Annotated in this window: 20 protein-coding genes; 14 read left to right on the plus strand and 6 right to left on the minus strand. The window is 71.2% G+C overall.

Annotated features, from left to right (window positions below; all coding sequences use genetic code 11):
• Positions 1–455: 5'-nucleotidase C-terminal domain-containing protein (locus ABD120_RS31485; RefSeq protein WP_343953844.1), on the plus strand; the 455-nt coding region annotated here is incomplete at its 5' end.
• Between the two features lie 106 nt (positions 456–561).
• Here ABD120_RS31485 and ABD120_RS31490 read toward each other — a convergent pair.
• Positions 562–1,251, minus strand: coding sequence for a response regulator transcription factor (locus ABD120_RS31490; RefSeq protein ID WP_343953845.1), 690 nt, complete (start codon positions 1,249–1,251; stop codon positions 562–564).
• Between the two features lie 166 nt (positions 1,252–1,417).
• Between ABD120_RS31490 and ABD120_RS31495 the strand changes: the two genes are divergently transcribed.
• From ABD120_RS31495 to ABD120_RS31535, 10 genes are all read left to right on the plus strand, one after another.
• Positions 1,418–1,669 (plus strand): MoaD/ThiS family protein, encoded by a 252-nt coding sequence (locus ABD120_RS31495; RefSeq protein WP_343953846.1) that lies wholly within the window; start codon positions 1,418–1,420, stop codon positions 1,667–1,669.
• A 61-nt stretch (positions 1,670–1,730) separates the two neighbouring features.
• Positions 1,731–2,396 (plus strand): LmeA family phospholipid-binding protein, encoded by a 666-nt coding sequence (locus ABD120_RS31500; RefSeq protein WP_343953847.1) that lies wholly within the window; start codon positions 1,731–1,733, stop codon positions 2,394–2,396.
• Between the two features lie 37 nt (positions 2,397–2,433).
• Positions 2,434–2,946: a sigma-70 family RNA polymerase sigma factor gene (locus tag ABD120_RS31505; protein ID WP_343953848.1), complete on the plus strand. Its 513-nt coding sequence runs from the start codon at positions 2,434–2,436 to the stop codon at positions 2,944–2,946.
• Positions 2,946–3,788 carry an anti-sigma factor family protein gene (locus ABD120_RS31510; RefSeq protein ID WP_343954038.1) on the plus strand — a complete coding sequence of 281 codons (843 nt, stop codon included), beginning with the start codon at positions 2,946–2,948 and terminating at the stop codon, positions 3,786–3,788. The genes ABD120_RS31505 and ABD120_RS31510 overlap by 1 nt, the downstream gene beginning before the upstream one ends.
• A 105-nt stretch (positions 3,789–3,893) precedes the next feature.
• Positions 3,894–4,241, plus strand: coding sequence for a TlpA family protein disulfide reductase (locus ABD120_RS31515; RefSeq protein WP_425564076.1), 348 nt, complete (start codon positions 3,894–3,896; stop codon positions 4,239–4,241).
• Between the two features lie 32 nt (positions 4,242–4,273).
• Complete coding sequence (locus ABD120_RS39915; protein WP_357918323.1) at positions 4,274–4,357, plus strand: putative leader peptide; 84 nt, start codon at positions 4,274–4,276, stop codon at positions 4,355–4,357.
• A 306-nt stretch (positions 4,358–4,663) separates the two neighbouring features.
• On the plus strand, positions 4,664–5,503 hold the full coding sequence (locus ABD120_RS31520) for a sulfurtransferase (RefSeq protein WP_343953850.1): 840 nt from the start codon (positions 4,664–4,666) through the stop codon (positions 5,501–5,503).
• A complete protein-coding gene (locus tag ABD120_RS31525) occupies positions 5,503–5,808 on the plus strand; it encodes a DUF1416 domain-containing protein (protein ID WP_425564074.1) in 306 nt (101 codons plus the stop codon). The genes ABD120_RS31520 and ABD120_RS31525 overlap by 1 nt, the downstream gene beginning before the upstream one ends.
• A 184-nt stretch (positions 5,809–5,992) precedes the next feature.
• Positions 5,993–6,550 carry an RNA polymerase sigma factor gene (locus tag ABD120_RS31530; RefSeq protein WP_343953851.1) on the plus strand — a complete coding sequence of 186 codons (558 nt, stop codon included), beginning with the start codon at positions 5,993–5,995 and terminating at the stop codon, positions 6,548–6,550.
• The gene (locus ABD120_RS31535) at positions 6,547–7,281 is read left to right on the plus strand and encodes a methylated-DNA--[protein]-cysteine S-methyltransferase (RefSeq protein ID WP_343953852.1); all 735 of its coding nucleotides are present in this window, start codon (positions 6,547–6,549) and stop codon (positions 7,279–7,281) included. The genes ABD120_RS31530 and ABD120_RS31535 overlap by 4 nt, the downstream gene beginning before the upstream one ends.
• Here the strand turns inward: ABD120_RS31535 and ABD120_RS31540 are convergent.
• The gene (locus ABD120_RS31540; protein WP_343953853.1) at positions 7,278–7,856 is read right to left on the minus strand and encodes a helix-turn-helix domain-containing protein; all 579 of its coding nucleotides are present in this window, start codon (positions 7,854–7,856) and stop codon (positions 7,278–7,280) included. The genes ABD120_RS31535 and ABD120_RS31540 overlap by 4 nt on opposite strands.
• 58 nt (positions 7,857–7,914) lie before the next feature.
• Positions 7,915–8,283 carry a tetratricopeptide repeat protein gene (locus tag ABD120_RS31545; RefSeq protein ID WP_343953854.1) on the minus strand — a complete coding sequence of 123 codons (369 nt, stop codon included), beginning with the start codon at positions 8,281–8,283 and terminating at the stop codon, positions 7,915–7,917.
• Positions 8,284–8,365: 82 nt separating this feature from the next.
• Between ABD120_RS31545 and ABD120_RS31550 the strand changes: the two genes are divergently transcribed.
• Positions 8,366–9,652 carry a hypothetical protein gene (locus ABD120_RS31550; protein WP_343953855.1) on the plus strand — a complete coding sequence of 429 codons (1,287 nt, stop codon included), beginning with the start codon at positions 8,366–8,368 and terminating at the stop codon, positions 9,650–9,652.
• Here the strand turns inward: ABD120_RS31550 and ABD120_RS31555 are convergent.
• Positions 9,642–10,181, minus strand: coding sequence for a hypothetical protein (locus tag ABD120_RS31555; protein WP_343953856.1), 540 nt, complete (start codon positions 10,179–10,181; stop codon positions 9,642–9,644). The genes ABD120_RS31550 and ABD120_RS31555 overlap by 11 nt on opposite strands.
• Positions 10,182–10,256: 75 nt before the next feature.
• On the opposite strand from ABD120_RS31555, the gene ABD120_RS31560 reads away from it, so the two are divergent.
• On the plus strand, positions 10,257–10,439 hold the full coding sequence (locus ABD120_RS31560; RefSeq protein ID WP_343953857.1) for a hypothetical protein: 183 nt from the start codon (positions 10,257–10,259) through the stop codon (positions 10,437–10,439).
• 359 nt (positions 10,440–10,798) lie between these two features.
• On the opposite strand, the gene ABD120_RS31565 is transcribed toward ABD120_RS31560, so the two are convergent.
• Positions 10,799–11,368 carry a DUF4352 domain-containing protein gene (locus tag ABD120_RS31565; protein ID WP_343953858.1) on the minus strand — a complete coding sequence of 190 codons (570 nt, stop codon included), beginning with the start codon at positions 11,366–11,368 and terminating at the stop codon, positions 10,799–10,801.
• Positions 11,369–11,433: 65 nt separating this feature from the next.
• Positions 11,434–12,096 (minus strand): hypothetical protein, encoded by a 663-nt coding sequence (locus ABD120_RS31570; RefSeq protein WP_343953859.1) that lies wholly within the window; start codon positions 12,094–12,096, stop codon positions 11,434–11,436.
• A 168-nt stretch (positions 12,097–12,264) separates the two neighbouring features.
• Between ABD120_RS31570 and ABD120_RS31575 the strand changes: the two genes are divergently transcribed.
• Positions 12,265–14,211, plus strand: a complete 1,947-nt coding sequence (locus tag ABD120_RS31575) for a hypothetical protein (protein WP_343953860.1) — start codon at positions 12,265–12,267, stop codon at positions 14,209–14,211.
• The last annotated feature ends 107 nt before the right edge of the window (positions 14,212–14,318 follow it).

Consider the following 14,318-nt stretch of genomic DNA (forward strand, 5'->3'; position numbering starts at 1 on the left):
AGTCTTGTTCCTCCTGGCCTGAACGGTGTGCCCCGCTATCGTACGGCGAGGCGTTCACGGTGCAGCCGTTCAACAACCTCACGCAGGTGGTGACGCTGACCGGCGCCCAGCTGAAGACGATCCTGGAGCAGCAGTTCGTGGGCGGGCCCAACGCCCAGCCGTTCCAGAAGATCCTGCAGCCGTCGGCGAACTTCACCTACACCTACAGCAAGAGCGCGCCGTGGGGCGGCAAGGTGCGGGACATGAAGCTCGACGGGGTGGCGGTCACGGACGGCCAGCAGATCCGGGTGTCGGCCAACAACTTCCTGGTGGGCGGAGGTGACGCGTTCGCGGGCTTCAAGGACGGCACCGACGTGTGGAGCGGCCCGCTGGACATCGACGCCTTCGTGGCCTACCTGGGGGCCAACCAGCCCACGTCGCCTCCCGCCGTAAACCGCATCACCGTGGTCGAGTAAAACCCCATAAATTACGGCAAAGCCCCCGAATCCGCCCCCCGCCGACGCGGGTTGCGGCCTCGGGGGCCCACGCCAAGCGGGAGGAGGGGCGGCCCGCCGTGACGACTCAGACGTGGGTGGCGTCGCGGTCGGGGACGAACCGGTATCCGACGTTGCGCACGGTGCCGATCAGCGATTCGTACTCGGTGCCGAGCTTGGCCCGCAGCCGCCGTACGTGCACGTCGACCGTGCGCGTACCCCCGAAGTAGTCGTAGCCCCACACCTCCTGCAGGAGCTGCGCCCGCGTGAACACCCGCCCCGGATGCTGGGCGAGATACTTCAGCAGCTCGAACTCCTTGAAGGTGAGGTCGAGCACCCGCCCGCGCAGCCGGGCGGTGTAGGTGGCCTCGTCGATGGACAGCTCGCCGCTGCGGATCTCGTCCGGCGTCTCCTCGGCGGCGGAGAGGGACAGCCGCCCGACCGCCATCCGCAGCCGTGCCTCGACCTCGGCCGGCCCGGCGGTGTCGAGGAGCACGTCGTCGACGCCCCATTCGGCGCTCATGGCCGCGAGCCCGCCCTCGGTGACGATCACCAGGAGGGGCACGTCGATCCCGGTCGTACGGATCAGCCGGCACAGCCCCTTGGCGTGCGCGAGCTCCTTGCGGGCGTCGACGAGCACGACGTCGGAGGGCGGGGCGTCGAGGAGGGCGGCGGCCTCGGCGGGCGCGACGCGGACGGAGTGAAGCAGCAGGCCGAGAGCGGGGAGCACTTCGGCGGACGGCTCAAGGGCGTTCGTCAGCAGGAGCAGGTTGCTCATCCGGGCCTCCTCGAAACGCGCAGGGACCCGGGGGCTACGTCGCCCAGGTCCCGTACGTGAGAATAACCCACGGCAATCGGGTGTTCGTTGAGCGCCCGCCCGCTGAACTGGCAACAGCCCTGTTACGCCGGATGCACAATGGTGCGGAGCCGATTGTGAGGAGCCTATGGCCACGGTAAAGGTCCGCTACTGGGCGGCGGCGAAGGAAGCCGCGGGCGTCGCGGAAGAACCCGTCGAGGCCGCGAATCTTGGCGAACTCATGACGAAAATCACAGCCGACCGCGAAACGCTGGCCGCGGTGATGAAGAGGGCTTCGTTCCTGGTCGACGGTCGCGCGGTGGGAAGGCGTGCGCACGCCGACGTCGAACTGGGTGAAGGGGCGGTCGTGGAGGTTCTGCCCGCCTTCGCCGGCGGGTGAAACCGGCCTTTTCCGGGGAATTGCTCGATAAGCTCAATTCCCCCGGCGCCGAAGGAGCCCGATGCGCAAGCTGATCGTTTTCCTGATCGTGCTGATCGTTCTCCTCATCGCCGTCGACCGGGTGGCGGTGGCGGGCGTCGAACGCGATCTCGGCAACCGGATCGCGGCCGCCGCCGACGTCGAGGGCACGCCGACGGTCACGATCGAGGGCATCCCGTTCCTGACCCAGGCGCTGTCCGGCAGCTACCCCGAGGTGCGCTTCGACCTCGGGACCGTCAGGTACGGCAAGGTGCAGGTGAGCGAACTGCGCGGAGCCGCCTACGACGTCACGGCGCCGCTGGCCGACGTGATCCAGAACACCGCCGACATCCGGGCCGGACGCCTGGCCGTGACCGGCGTGATCGACAACGCGACGCTGGCCCGCTTCGCGCCGAGCGGGATCAAGGTCTCCGCCCGGAACGGCAAACTGGCCGCAGCCGGTACGGTCGCCGTCGCCGGCCGTCAGGTGCAGTTCCGCGCCGACCTGCGGTTCGAGGCCGCCGACGGCGGAATCAGGGTGACCGCCGACAAGATCGAGGGAGTGCCGCAGGCGTTGGCCGGGTTCGCCGGGTTCACCGTCCCCATCAAGGGCAGGCTGCCCTTCGACGTCAAGGTGACCGACGTCAGGAGCGTGGCCGGGGGGCTGGAGATCTCGGCCGAGGGAAAGAACGTGCCGCTTCGTGGCTGAGCGTGAACCACCGCCTCCCGCCGTACGTGATGAGGGCGTGAGTCCAGCAGGCACCGCCGACGAGGAACTCGTCCGGACCCTCTTCGACGAGCATGCGGGCCCCCTCTACGGCTACGTGCTGCGGCTTACCGGAGATTCCGGTCGGGCGGAGGATGTCGTGCAGGAGACGCTGCTGAGAGCCTGGCGCCGTCCCGACGCCCTGTCCGGCCGCCCCATCCGCGCGTGGCTGTTCACGGTGGCCCGCAACCTCGTCGTCGACCAGCACCGAGCCCGTCGCGCCCGGCCGCCGGAGACGGGCGACGAGGCGCTGGCCGTGCTGCCCGCCGACGACGAGCTGGAGAAGGCCGTCGAGTCGTGGGCGGTGGCCGAGGCGCTGGCCGCGCTGCGGCCGGAGCACCGCGAGGTGCTCATGGAGGTGTACTACCGGGGAAAGTCGGTGAAGGAGGCGTCGGAGGCGCTCGGCATCCCGCCGGGCACGGTCAAGTCGCGCACGTACTACGCGCTGCGCGCGCTGAAACTGGCGCTGGAGGAGCGGGGGTTGGCGCCGTGATGACGTGCGAGGAGGTACGGCTGTCGCTGGGGGCGCACGCGCTCGGTGCGCTCGACCCGGAGGAGGCGCTGGAGGTCGACACGCACCTGGCCACCTGCGAGGCGTGCGGGGGCGAACTGGAGGAACTGGCCGGGGTCGCGGCCTTCCTCGGCAAGGTCGCCGAGCCCGACGTGGTCGTCGTGGAGCGCCCGCCGCGCGGGGTCCTCGACCGGCTGCTGGCCGACCGGGCCAGGCGGCGCAGGCGGGGACGGCTGTGGCTGGCCGTCGCGGCCTCCGTCGCGGTGCTCGGCACAGGCGGGGCGGTGTGGTCGGCGGTCCAGAGCGGCGGGGGGACGAGCGTGCAGACGGCGTCGGCGCCCGCGGCCGACGCGGCCCCGGAAGCGGGCACGGAAGCAGGCCCGGATGCGGCCTCGGCGAAGGCCGAGAACAGCGGCGAGGACAGTGCGGCGGTGGCGCCGAGGGCCGAGGACGTCCCGCAGACGATGAACTCGCCCCTGGACGCCGGGCCGAGCGCCCTCGACCGGACGGCCAAGGGCGGCGCGGGCGAGGCGTTCGTCGGGCAGGCGGGCCGGGTGTCGGTCACGATGACGGCCACGCCGGCGGGCAAGGGCAGCGAGGTGGCGGTGTCGGTGGCCGGGGTGCCGGAGGGGCGGACGCTCACCCTGGTGGTCCTCGGGCCCGGCGGGCGCAAGGAGCAGGCGGCGACCTGGGTGGTCGGGCCCGAGCAGTACACGGCCGCGGGGGAGGCCAAGCACGCGGTGCGGCTGCCGGTGAAGGAGATCAGCGGGTTCGAGGTCCTGGACGCCGAGGGCACGGTCGTCGTGCGGTCGAAGTCACGCTGACGGCTCCTGTGAGAGAAGCGGGGGAGAAGCCGGGTGGAACGAGGCCCGGGGAAGGAGTCCGATGGGAAGCGGGGTGGGAAGAAGACACGCCGCCTGCGGGTTCTGATGGGCGGGGTGATGCGGAGTATGACGGTCTCCGAGACTGAACTGGGCGCGGCGCTGGGCGAACGGGCGACGCTGGTGCAGTTCTCCACCGCGTTCTGCCAGCCGTGCCGGGCGACCAGGCGGGTGCTCGGCGACGTGGCCGCGTTGGTGCCGGGAGTGGCTCATGTGGAGGTCGACGCCGAGTCCCGGCTGGACCTTGTGCGGCGGTTGGAGATTGTGAGCACCCCCACAGTTCTGATCCTTGATAATTCAGGGAATATCGTCAAAAAGGCTTCTGGACAGCCGAGAAAGGCCGACGTCCTCGCCGCCCTCGGACAAGCGCTGTCTCAGGACACGGACGAGATGTGACAGAAGGCGAGACGACGGGTAGTGTTTTCGCCATGAACCCCACGACAGAGCTGCTGACGAAGCGGCGCGCGGTTGATTTCTGCCGCGTCGCCACTGCGCTCTGTCGCGCTGCCTGAGGACGGTCTCACGCGGATTCCGATATCCGTTTTCGTTCCGACCTTTCAGGAGCATCCGACGATGCGTGCCGACTTCGTAGCGCCGCACTTCGGTGCGGCGGTGACACCCCTGGTGACCGGTCTGCCATCGAAGTCCCGCGCCGTCGGGCTTGTCGGGCTTATCGGTTTCCCGGCCGGGACCATACCGCTCGCCCCCTGGGCGACGGCAGCGGCCCTCCTCGCCGCTTTCCTCATCGCAGCCTCGGGCTGCGCGATGTACATGCTCCTACGCCGTCTACCGCCCGCCGCCAAACTGGAGGTTCCCCAATGAGCCGCTCCGCCGTACTGGTGGATGCCGACTGGGTCGAGGCCAACCTCGACGCTCCCGGTGTCGTTCTCGTCGAGGTCGACGAAGACACCAGCGCCTACGACAAGGGCCACATCCGTGGCGCCGTGAAGATCGACTGGAAGACCGACCTACAGGACCCGGTGCGCCGCGACTTCGTGGACAAGGCGGGCTTCGAGGCCCTGCTGTCCGAGCGCGGCATCTCCAACGACGACCAGGTCGTTCTGTACGGCGGGAACAACAACTGGTTCGCCGCCTACGCCTACTGGTACTTCAAGCTGTACGGCCACCAGAACGTCCGCCTGCTCGACGGCGGCCGCAAGAAGTGGGAGCTCGACTCCCGCGAACTGGTCACCGAGACGGCCCCGCGCGAGCAGACCGCGTACGCGGCCAAGGACCAGGACACCGACATCCGCGCCTTCCGTGACGACGTGGTCAACGCCATCGGCAAGCTCAACCTGGTCGACGTGCGTTCACCCGACGAGTTCACGGGCAAGCTGCTCGCTCCCGCGCACCTTCCGCAGGAGCAGGCGCAGCGCGCGGGTCACGTGCCCACCGCCCGCAACATCCCGTGGTCGAAGTCGGCCAACGACGACGGCACCTTCAAGTCCGACGACGACCTGCGCAAGCTCTACGGCGAGGCCGGGGTCGACTTCGGCAAGGACACCATCGCCTACTGCCGCATCGGCGAGCGCTCGGCGCACACGTGGTTCGTGCTGCACGAGATCCTCGACCAGGCCAACGTGAAGAACTACGACGGTTCGTGGACCGAGTACGGCTCGCTCGTGGGCGTGCCGATCGAGCTGGGGGAGGCCCGCTGATGTCCGTGATCTCGCAGGGGTGCGCAGCGCCCGAGCAGACCGCCGCGCTGCCCGCCGGCATCGACCTTTCCACTCAGGCCGTCATCCAGGGTGTGGTGACGGGTGCGGGCACCGCCTACGCCCGCCTGCTCGACCACCAGGGCGAGTTCACGGGCGAGGTCGTGGTGTCCGACGAGGGCGTCTTCCGCTTCTTCGCGGCACCGGGCGACTGGACCGTCCGCATCATCGCCGGTGGCGGTGTGACGCGTGATGTCCAGGTGCAGGCCCGTCTCGGCGAGGTGTCGCAGCTCGCCGTCGCCGTCTGACCCGAAATCCCGATGAAAGGCCCGCGCCGGAAGGCGCGGGCCTTTCGTCATTCCCCCAGAATTCACGGCGAAGCCCGCTTGCCGCGCCCCGCCGACCCGCGCACCGGCCGCAGGGGCGCCGGCACTCGGCCGCGCGGCGACCCGACGCAACGCCGTACCGGCCTGCGGTGTTCTATGGACTGTGATGGAGACGGAATGCCCCGCCCCGGTGCGCAAAGCACTGCTCGCGAGCCTGGACGACGGGTTCGCCGAGCTCTACACGACCTACCGGGGCCTGGTGTTCTCGACCGCGCTGCGTCTGACCGGGCGCTGGGCGGACGCCGAGGACATGACCGCGGAGGCGTTCCTGCGCGCCTACCGGGCCCTGGCCGACTACGACGAGCAGCGGATCGGCGCGCTGGAGCCGAGGCCCTGGCTCGTCACGATCCTGATGAACATCTGGCGTAACTGCGCCCGCCACCGCTCCCGCAAGCCGCCGCCGCACCTGCTCGACGAGCCGCTTGAGGACACCGACCGGTCCGAGAGCGTGGAGGAGGCGGCGATGCGCCGCGAGACCGGCGACGAACTGGCCGTACTGCTCGCTCACCTGTCGGACGAGCAGCGGGCGGCCGTCGTGCTGAGACATGTGGTGGACCTGCCGGTCGGTGAGATCGCGACGGTGCTGAACCTGCCGGAGGGCACGGTCAAGTCCCATATCTCGCGCGGCCTGAAGCGGCTGCGGACACTCGGAGGTGCCCGATGACCCAGGACCCGCTCCTCGCCGGGCTGGCGGCGCTGGCCGCCGACGCGCCGGAGGGGCTGTACGACCGGATCGCCGCCCGCTGGATCCGGATGCCCAGCCGGGTCGGCGAGCTGACCGTGGCCTTCACCGACCACGGCGTCGCCTACGTGCACCACGGCGACGGGTTCGCCGCGACGTTCAGGAAGCGGTTCGGCCGCCCGCTCGTGGAGTCCGGCCGGCCGCCCTCGGGGCTGATGACCGCGTTGCGCACCGGCCGGGTCGGCGGGCTGCGGCTGGACCTGCGCGGGCTCAGCGACTTCCAGCGGGACGTGCTGACGGCCGCCGGGAGCATCCCGCGCGGCGAGGTCAGGCCGTACTCGTGGATCGCCGCCCGGATCGGGCGGCCCCGCGCGGTGCGGGCGGTCGGGACGGCGCTCGGCCACAATCCGGTGCCGCTGCTGATCCCGTGTCACCGGGTGACGCGCGCGGACGGCGACCCGGGGGGGTACGTGTTCGGCGCGCAGGCCAAGGAGCGGCTGCTGCTCGACGAGGGGGTGGACCTGGCGGGGACCCGGGAGCTGGCCGAGGCGAACGTGTTCTACCTGGCGAGCGACACCACCGGCATCGTGTGCTTCCCGACCTGCCACAACGCGCGGCGGATCACGGCGCGGCACCGGCGCGGCTTCCGCACGCTGGCCGACGCCGCGAAGGCGGGCTACCGGCCCTGCCGGGTGTGCCGTCCGGCCGCCTAGCGGGCTCGCGGGTAGCGGATCAGCAGCGACGCCTCGACGGTGTCCGGGCCCTCGGCCCGGTAGAGATGGGGGACGTCGGCGACCCACGTCAGGTGGTCGCCCGGCCCCGCCGTGAACGGTCCTGACACAGGGCCGGCCACCAGCCGGCCCCGGAAGACCGTGATGTGCTCGCTGACCCCGGCCCGGTGGGGCTGGGAGCGCTGGGTCGTGCCCGGCGGGATCAGCATCCGGAACAGCTCGATGACGGCGTCCGCCTCCTCGAACGTCTCCAGCAGCGTCGCCTCGACGGCGGTGCCGTGGACGACGGGGCCGTGGCTGATGGGCAGGCCGTCCTCGGGCTTCGGCGGCTCGTCGAGGATGGCCCCGATGGGCACGCCGAGCTGGGCGGTGATGGCCCACAGGGTTTCCAGCGTGGGGTTGCGGCGGCCGTTCTCGACGCCGGACAGGGTGGCCTTGCCGATGCCCGCGCGCTTGGCGAGCTGCGACAGCGACACCCCTTGGGCCTCGCGCAGGCCGCGAACTCTCCTGCCGACCTCGATGGGATCGCAGTCGGAGAGCGCGGGCCGGGAGTTCATGCCCCCATCTTGCCCGAGAGGGTGCCGCTTCCGGACCGGAAGCGGCACCCTCGGGCGGTCACCCGCCCAGCTTGCGCTCGACCCTGGCCACCGACTCGGTGTAGTCGGGCTCGGCGGCCATGGCGGCGGCCATCCGCAGGTGCGGCAGCGCGTCGGCGGGCCTGCTGGTCCGCTCCAGCGTCCGGCCGAGCAGGAAGCGCGCGTAGTGGTCGGCGGGGTCGCCGTCCACCAGCGCGAGCAGGGCCTCGCGCGCCTTGGCGAGCTGCGCGGAGTGGTAGTAGGCGCGTGCGGCCAGCAGCCGCACGCCCGGGTCGTCGCCGTGCTCGGTGAGCAGCGGCTCCAGCATGTACAGGGCTCCGAGCGCGTCCCGCTGGCCAAGCAGCCGCTCGGCGAAGCGGAAGCGCTCGATCTCGGTGAGATGCGTCATGGGTCGTTGAACACTCAACCACTTTCTCGCATTCCCGAGGTTGCCGCTGCGGCGGATGCGGCAGAACGCTACGATTCTGCAGATGTCCGGAACGCCAGGAGTGATGACGCCTCCCCGGCCTGAGCCCGCTCCGGCTCAGCGGATGCCGTCGCCGTACACACTGCCACTGCACACGCTGCGGCTGGCCGGGCGGTGCGCGCTGCCGCTGGTCACGTGGTTCGCCGCAGGAGAGGCGGTCAGGTACGGGCTCCTGTACGCGGGCACCGAGTTGTCCCACGGCGACTTCCGGCAGGCCCGGCTGGTCCTGTCCATCGTGGCGCTCACGCTCATCGTCATGGCCTCGATGGCCGTCGTCGTCGGCATGCTCTACTCGCTGCGCGCGGTCATGTGGGAGATCCGGGCCCGCGAGGACGACGAGCGCCTGTGGGTGGCGCTCAACCGCATCGCCCCCGTGTACGCCGCCCTTTACCTCACGTGGAGCTTCCACGTGGAGGACGCCCGCGACTTCGTCCAGATGGACTTCCTGCACAACGTGGACATCTTCCTTGAGGAGAGCCTGAGGGGGCAGGACAGCACCATCGGTCGCGCGCTCACCGACCTCGACTGGCGCATCTCCCTCGCACTCATGGCCGGGGCCATCGGGCTGCGCCTGCTGTTCACCAAATGGGTGGAGGCGGGCAGCAGGCAGTTCGCCGGCGTGCTCGCCGGGCTCGCCGAGTTCTCCGTCGTCTTCTTCGGGCTCAACGCGACCGTCGTGCTGGCCCGGCTGCGTGCCGAATGGGTCGATCACCGCTCGGTCGTCGCGGGCTCCAAGGACCTCGTCGAGCAGGCCAAGGAGAACGTGCCCTTCGCCGAGACCGTCATGAAGGCGGTGGGGGAGGTGTGGCCGTACGTCAACGACGCGCTCGTGGTCCCGCTCGCCTGGTTCACGGTCGCCGTCCTGGTGTTCGGCGCGTTCGCCGACGACGCCCGCTCAGCCGTACGGGGGACCAGGTTCGAGCGCGGGGTCGACCGATTGGAGGGCTCGCATGACCTGACCCAGCGCTCGTTCAACCGGGCCACCGGCGGTTTCCAGGAGCGCTGGGTGCCGCTCGCGAACTCCTTCCGCCTGATGATCAAGGGCGGGTTCCCGCTGTTCGGCATGATGTGCCTGAGTTATGTGGCCCTGAACGTGGGCGGCGAGTACGCGCTGCGCGGGGCCAGGACCCTCATCGGCTCGGCGGTCGAGTGGCGGTGGCTCGTGATCGGCTACCCGCTCGGCTTCCTGAAAGACCTGATCGTCACGAGCCTCACCATGTGCCTGCTGGCGGCCACCTTCGACATCGCGGCCACACGCGCCAGGCTCGGCGGCGAGGCGATCAGCGCCTGACCCGGATCACGTCGTCGTTCGGTTCGAGGTCGGCCGTGAAGAGCTTGTCCGTGGGGATGTCCGCGCGGTAGTTGCTCGGGCGCAGCAGCAGGTGCACCTCGTCGGTCTGCGCCTCCGGGATGCGGGCGTAGGCGGTCAGGCGGGACTCGGTGCCGACCGCGAGGCGTTCGGGGCGGGTCTCGCCGTCGTCCAGGACGGTCGCCCAGCGGCGGCCCCCGCGATCCTCCAGCAGGAGTTCGGACGGGTCGCCGGTCTTGGCCGTACCCCGCTCGTCGGCGGCGGTGCGGCGGAGGTCGATGCGCATCCAGACCGAGCCCCGCTCCGAGGTCTGGCCGCCGGGGAGTGACGGGACGCTCTCGAACGACGCGGTCCAGGTCACGTGGCCGACCGTGACCGCCTGGCCGGTGCGGACCTCGTAGATGCGGGCGGGTTTGTCCCACTCTGTGCGCTTGAGGTAGACGAGGTAGTGGTCGTAGGTGATGCCACCGATCGCGACGGCCGCCGCCGCGAGGACGGCCAGCATCCGCACCGACGTCCGCTTTCGCGCCGGGCGCCGCTCAGCGGGTCCGGGCGGGTCGTCCGCCTGCCCACGCCCGCCTTCTCCGTGCGCAACCCGCTCACCGGTGTCCTGCGCGGCTTCCGGGCGGTCGGTGTGCGGCGCCGCGTCGGCCGGCTGGCCGGGAGCAGCCGGCTCGTCGTCGGCGGGTGCGGGTGGGACGTGCGTGGGTGGCCCCTGGGCGAACGGCTGCGGGGGGTGCGGCTGCCGTGGCTGTGGCGGCCGCTGTGACGCCCCTGGCCGACGCCGGGGGAGCGGGTCGCCGGAGACCACGGGCAGCGGCTGTGTGCTGCTCCCCGGCGGGTCGGCGGACGGTGGCGGCCAGACCTGCACGTCGGGGCGAGCGGGACGCGGCGCCGCGGCGCCCGGTGCTCCCACGCCCCCCTGTGCGTCGGGGCGAGCGGGCCGCGGCGTCCCGCCCCGCCGTTCACGCGGCGGCCGTCCGGCAGGCGTCTGCCGTCCCTGCTGCCCGGCGCGCGGTCCTTTGCCCGGGTGGGCGTGCGGCGGGTTCCCGGCCGGAGGGGCGGGGGACGGCGGGGGCTGGGCGGGCTGGTTCTCGGGCGGGGCGAACCAGTCGCGGTCCTCGGTGCTCATCGCGTGCTTCCCGGCTTCCTCAGCGAGTACACGTCCTTGGGCTCGGCGGCCAGCCGCTTGGCGGCGGCCGCGTCGAGGCCCAGATCGATCTCGGCCTCCGGCGCGTACGGCTCGACGATCACCTGCGTCGGCAGCGACATCACGACCCGCGCACCGGACAGCGCGGAGGCGGGCACCTCGAACACGAAGTACCCGCTGGTCCACATCCCCGGCTGCACCCACGGCTCGTGCAGGTTGCGCGAGGACAGCACCTTGTCCGTGGCGTCGAAGATCTCCCCGCTCGCGGTGAGCAACCGGGCCTTGTCCAGGTGGACGGGCTCGGTGGCCGACGTCGCCGCCGCCGACACCACGAGGAAGAGCTGCCCGGCCGGAACCGTCTTGGTCTCGGTCTCGACGGCCTTGGCGGTCTCCACGGCGTCCACGCGCACGCTGAACCGCCCGGTGTCGACGACCTCCCCCATGCCGCCCACCGAGGTGACGGGCGCCGAGATCTCGTTCGGCGTCAGCCCGGTGGTCTGCAGCGCCACGGCCGCCCCGATGAGCACCATTCCGGTGACCACGGCCACCAGACGCGAACCGCCGCCGCGTCGCCGTGACCCGCTCCGCGATCGGCCACTCTCCTGTGGTCCCGTCACACGGGCTCCCGTACGGTCACCGGCAGCGTCACCTGCGCCTTGACCTCGGGCACGAAGGTGTTCTCCGCCTCCTCGGTGGAGACCATCCGCCAGTTCAGATCCGGATCCTGGAAGCCTGCGGTGTACTCGAAGCCCGCCACGTCGAAGACGATCTTGTCCGGCACCTTCACCTCGGGCTCCAGCCGGTAGCGGAGCACGACGGTGGTGGCCACGCCCGGGTGGAGCTGCCGCGACTCCACCCCTTCGCTGAGCGCGAAGACGAACGGCCCGCTCTCGGGCGCGAACCCGGGTGTGATCTTCACGAGCGACCCGGCGAAGGTGGTCCCGCTGAAAGCGCTCTCCGGCCGCTGCGGCGGTATCCCGACGGCGGCGGTCCGCTCGCCCTGGTTGGTGACGTCGAAGGTGACCTCCAGGAAGCGCCGGTCCGGCTCGGCGGGCTGGGGCGCCCGCTGGGTGGAGACGACCGCGTCCACGAACCGCGTCTTGAACTGCCCCTGGTCGAGCACCGCCCCCTTGGCGAGCTGGGGAGGGGCGTCGGGCACCTCGTTCAGTCCGCCGAGCAGCGCGGTGACGCCCGCGGCGGTCGCCAGCACCAGGCCGATCACGGGTACCACGACAGGGCGTTTGGGCCTGTCGTGCTCGCCGGAGGGTGCGGTCATGGGTATGGATGGTAATAGGTCACGCTCGCACCATCTGCCGCATTGATCCCATCGCTCCGACGGATTTGCCGGGAACCCTGCCCGAATAGGGGTTCTAACTCTTACTCTGTCGGGGGAGCGGCCACCCACAGGCCGCGGAGACAAGGACATATCGCGCCGGAGGGTCACGTGGCGGACGTGCATCCCGAGCATGCGCAGCTCCAGGCAGATCGCATCTACCTGGGCTGGCAGTACGTCCTGCTGTACCCTGACCCGGGCCCACCGCCCAAACGCCCCTCGCCGATCGACGAGCCCGGCGCGGCAGAGGAGCCCGCCCAGGCCCTCGACGCCGAGCTGCTGCGCCGCGAGAAGTTCCAGGAGGACCTGCTCAACCGGCCCGTACGGCTGTTTCGCGCGTTCATGGTCGTGCTGACCGTGCTCATCGTCGCGCTCGCCGTCGCCGGGTACCTCAACTGGTCGTTCGCGCTGCTCGGCCTGGTGGCGGCCGGAGGCGTGGCGGCCATCTGCGGCTACGCGCTGGCCCAGGGCGACAAGGCGGTCAGGCACCGGGTGCTCGAACAGCAGGCCAGGGACGACAGACTGCGCCAAGAGCGCGACCAGGAGCTCTACCGCGCCCAGGAGGAGCACGCCCAGCGCTACCGGGAGTGGCAGGAGGTCAAGGACCGGCACGACCGGCAGCTGAGCTGGTACGCGGTGACCGTACCCGACGAGATCGACCGCATCGACGTCGCGGGCGGCACCCTGCCCGGCTGGTCGGCGCTGGTCACCCTCATCGGCGCCACCCGCCTCTACAGCGGCGGCCACCTGACCGTGCTCGACCTGTCGGAGGGCGCCATCGCCAAGGACCTCATCGAACTGGCCCGGCGCGGCGGCGACGACCCGCTGGTGTGGGTGCTGCCCGTCGATCTGCCCAGGCTCGACCTCGGCGCGACGCTCAAGCCGGAGGCGTTCGCCGACGTCCTCGCGCACGTCGTCAGCGTCAGCGAGGAGCACCGCTCCACCCGCGACCTCAGCTTCGACAACGCGATCCTGGAGCGCGTGCTCGAAGTGCTCGGCGAGAACGCCACCATCAGCCAGGTCACGGCGGCGCTGCGGGCCCTCGCCCAGGTCGGCGACCCACGCGACGACCTGCGCTTCGGCCTGCTCACCGCCTCCCAGCTCGAACGCATCGGCACCCTGTTCGGACGCGGCGTCAGCGACCGGGTGGTCATCGAACGCGCCTGGGCCCTCGAATCGCAGCTGCGCAAACTGGAGACGCTGGGCACCGAGGCCGTCCGGCTGCCGCCCGCGCGGCTGCGCGTGGTCAGCATGGACCGGCAGGCGGGCGTGTTCGGCAACCGCGTCCTGGGCACGTACGTCGCGACCGCGCTCACGCACATCCTGCGCCAGTCGCTGGCCTCGGAGCGCCCCTGGTACCACACGATCATCGTGGCGGGCGCGGACAAGCTGCGCGGCGACGTCCTCGACCGGCTGATGGACGCCTGCGAGACCTCCCGCACCGGGCTGGTGCTGACCTACCGCGCCCTCACCCCGACCGTGCGCGAACGGCTCGGCCGAGGCCACGCCGCCGTGGCGTTCATGCGGCTCGGCAACGCCGAGGACGCCCGCGTCGCCAGCGAGCACGTCGGCACCGAGCACCGGCTGGAACTGGCCCAGCTCACCGAGGCGATCAGCGCCACCGTCCCGGGCCTCGACGGCGGCTACACCTCGACGATCGAGCAGGCGGGCGAGCCGGTGCCGCAGCCGGTGCCCGAGCACGGCGACCACCTGGCGGAGGACATCACCGAGTCCACCGAGTGGGGCCGCAGTGCCACCAAGATCGGCGAGAAGGAGCGGGTGCTGCAGCGCTCACGGGAGTTCCTGGTCGAACCGCACGAGCTCCAGCAACTGCCCACGACCTCGGTGATCGTCACCGACGCGACCTCCGAGGGCAGACGGGTACGGCTGGCCGACGCCAACCCGGCCATTCTCACCTTTCCGCGCACCACGCTGGGCGAACTCGAGGACGTGGGCGAGAGCGTGCTGTCGGCGAACGGCGCGGCGGAGACCGCCGAGGTGCCCCCGCCGAACCTCGGCCCACCGCCTCCACGCCTCGATTGGCGCAAAGACCGGTAAGAAGACAGGTAAGAACCTGGTCAACGCCGATGACGCGACCGGATCGGGGGCGGACGTTACTGAGAGTCGTCTTTGGGGGGGATGAGATGCAGCTGAGCGGACCCTGG

The sequence above is a fragment of the Nonomuraea longicatena genome (assembly GCF_039525605.1).
Classification (GTDB): domain Bacteria; phylum Actinomycetota; class Actinomycetes; order Streptosporangiales; family Streptosporangiaceae; genus Nonomuraea; species Nonomuraea longicatena.

What these genes read in the sequence shown, in the direction of transcription:
- ABD120_RS31490 (WP_343953845.1), bottom strand. Translation starts at nt 1,251, where the DNA reads ATGAGCAACCTGCTCCTGCTGACGAACGCCCTTGAGCCGTCCGCCGAA.
- ABD120_RS31495 (WP_343953846.1), top strand. Translation starts at nt 1,418, where the DNA reads ATGGCCACGGTAAAGGTCCGCTACTGGGCGGCGGCGAAGGAAGCCGCG.
- ABD120_RS31500 (WP_343953847.1), top strand. Translation starts at nt 1,731, where the DNA reads ATGCGCAAGCTGATCGTTTTCCTGATCGTGCTGATCGTTCTCCTCATC.
- ABD120_RS31510 (WP_343954038.1), top strand. Translation starts at nt 2,946, where the DNA reads ATGACGTGCGAGGAGGTACGGCTGTCGCTGGGGGCGCACGCGCTCGGT.
- ABD120_RS31515 (WP_425564076.1), top strand. Translation starts at nt 3,894, where the DNA reads ATGGGCGGGGTGATGCGGAGTATGACGGTCTCCGAGACTGAACTGGGC.
- ABD120_RS39915 (WP_357918323.1), top strand. Translation starts at nt 4,274, where the DNA reads ATGAACCCCACGACAGAGCTGCTGACGAAGCGGCGCGCGGTTGATTTC.
- ABD120_RS31520 (WP_343953850.1), top strand. Translation starts at nt 4,664, where the DNA reads ATGAGCCGCTCCGCCGTACTGGTGGATGCCGACTGGGTCGAGGCCAAC.
- ABD120_RS31525 (WP_425564074.1), top strand. Translation starts at nt 5,503, where the DNA reads ATGTCCGTGATCTCGCAGGGGTGCGCAGCGCCCGAGCAGACCGCCGCG.
- ABD120_RS31530 (WP_343953851.1), top strand. Translation starts at nt 5,993, where the DNA reads ATGGAGACGGAATGCCCCGCCCCGGTGCGCAAAGCACTGCTCGCGAGC.
- ABD120_RS31535 (WP_343953852.1), top strand. Translation starts at nt 6,547, where the DNA reads ATGACCCAGGACCCGCTCCTCGCCGGGCTGGCGGCGCTGGCCGCCGAC.
- ABD120_RS31540 (WP_343953853.1), bottom strand. Translation starts at nt 7,856, where the DNA reads ATGAACTCCCGGCCCGCGCTCTCCGACTGCGATCCCATCGAGGTCGGC.
- ABD120_RS31545 (WP_343953854.1), bottom strand. Translation starts at nt 8,283, where the DNA reads ATGACGCATCTCACCGAGATCGAGCGCTTCCGCTTCGCCGAGCGGCTG.
- ABD120_RS31550 (WP_343953855.1), top strand. Translation starts at nt 8,366, where the DNA reads ATGTCCGGAACGCCAGGAGTGATGACGCCTCCCCGGCCTGAGCCCGCT.
- ABD120_RS31570 (WP_343953859.1), bottom strand. Translation starts at nt 12,096, where the DNA reads ATGACCGCACCCTCCGGCGAGCACGACAGGCCCAAACGCCCTGTCGTG.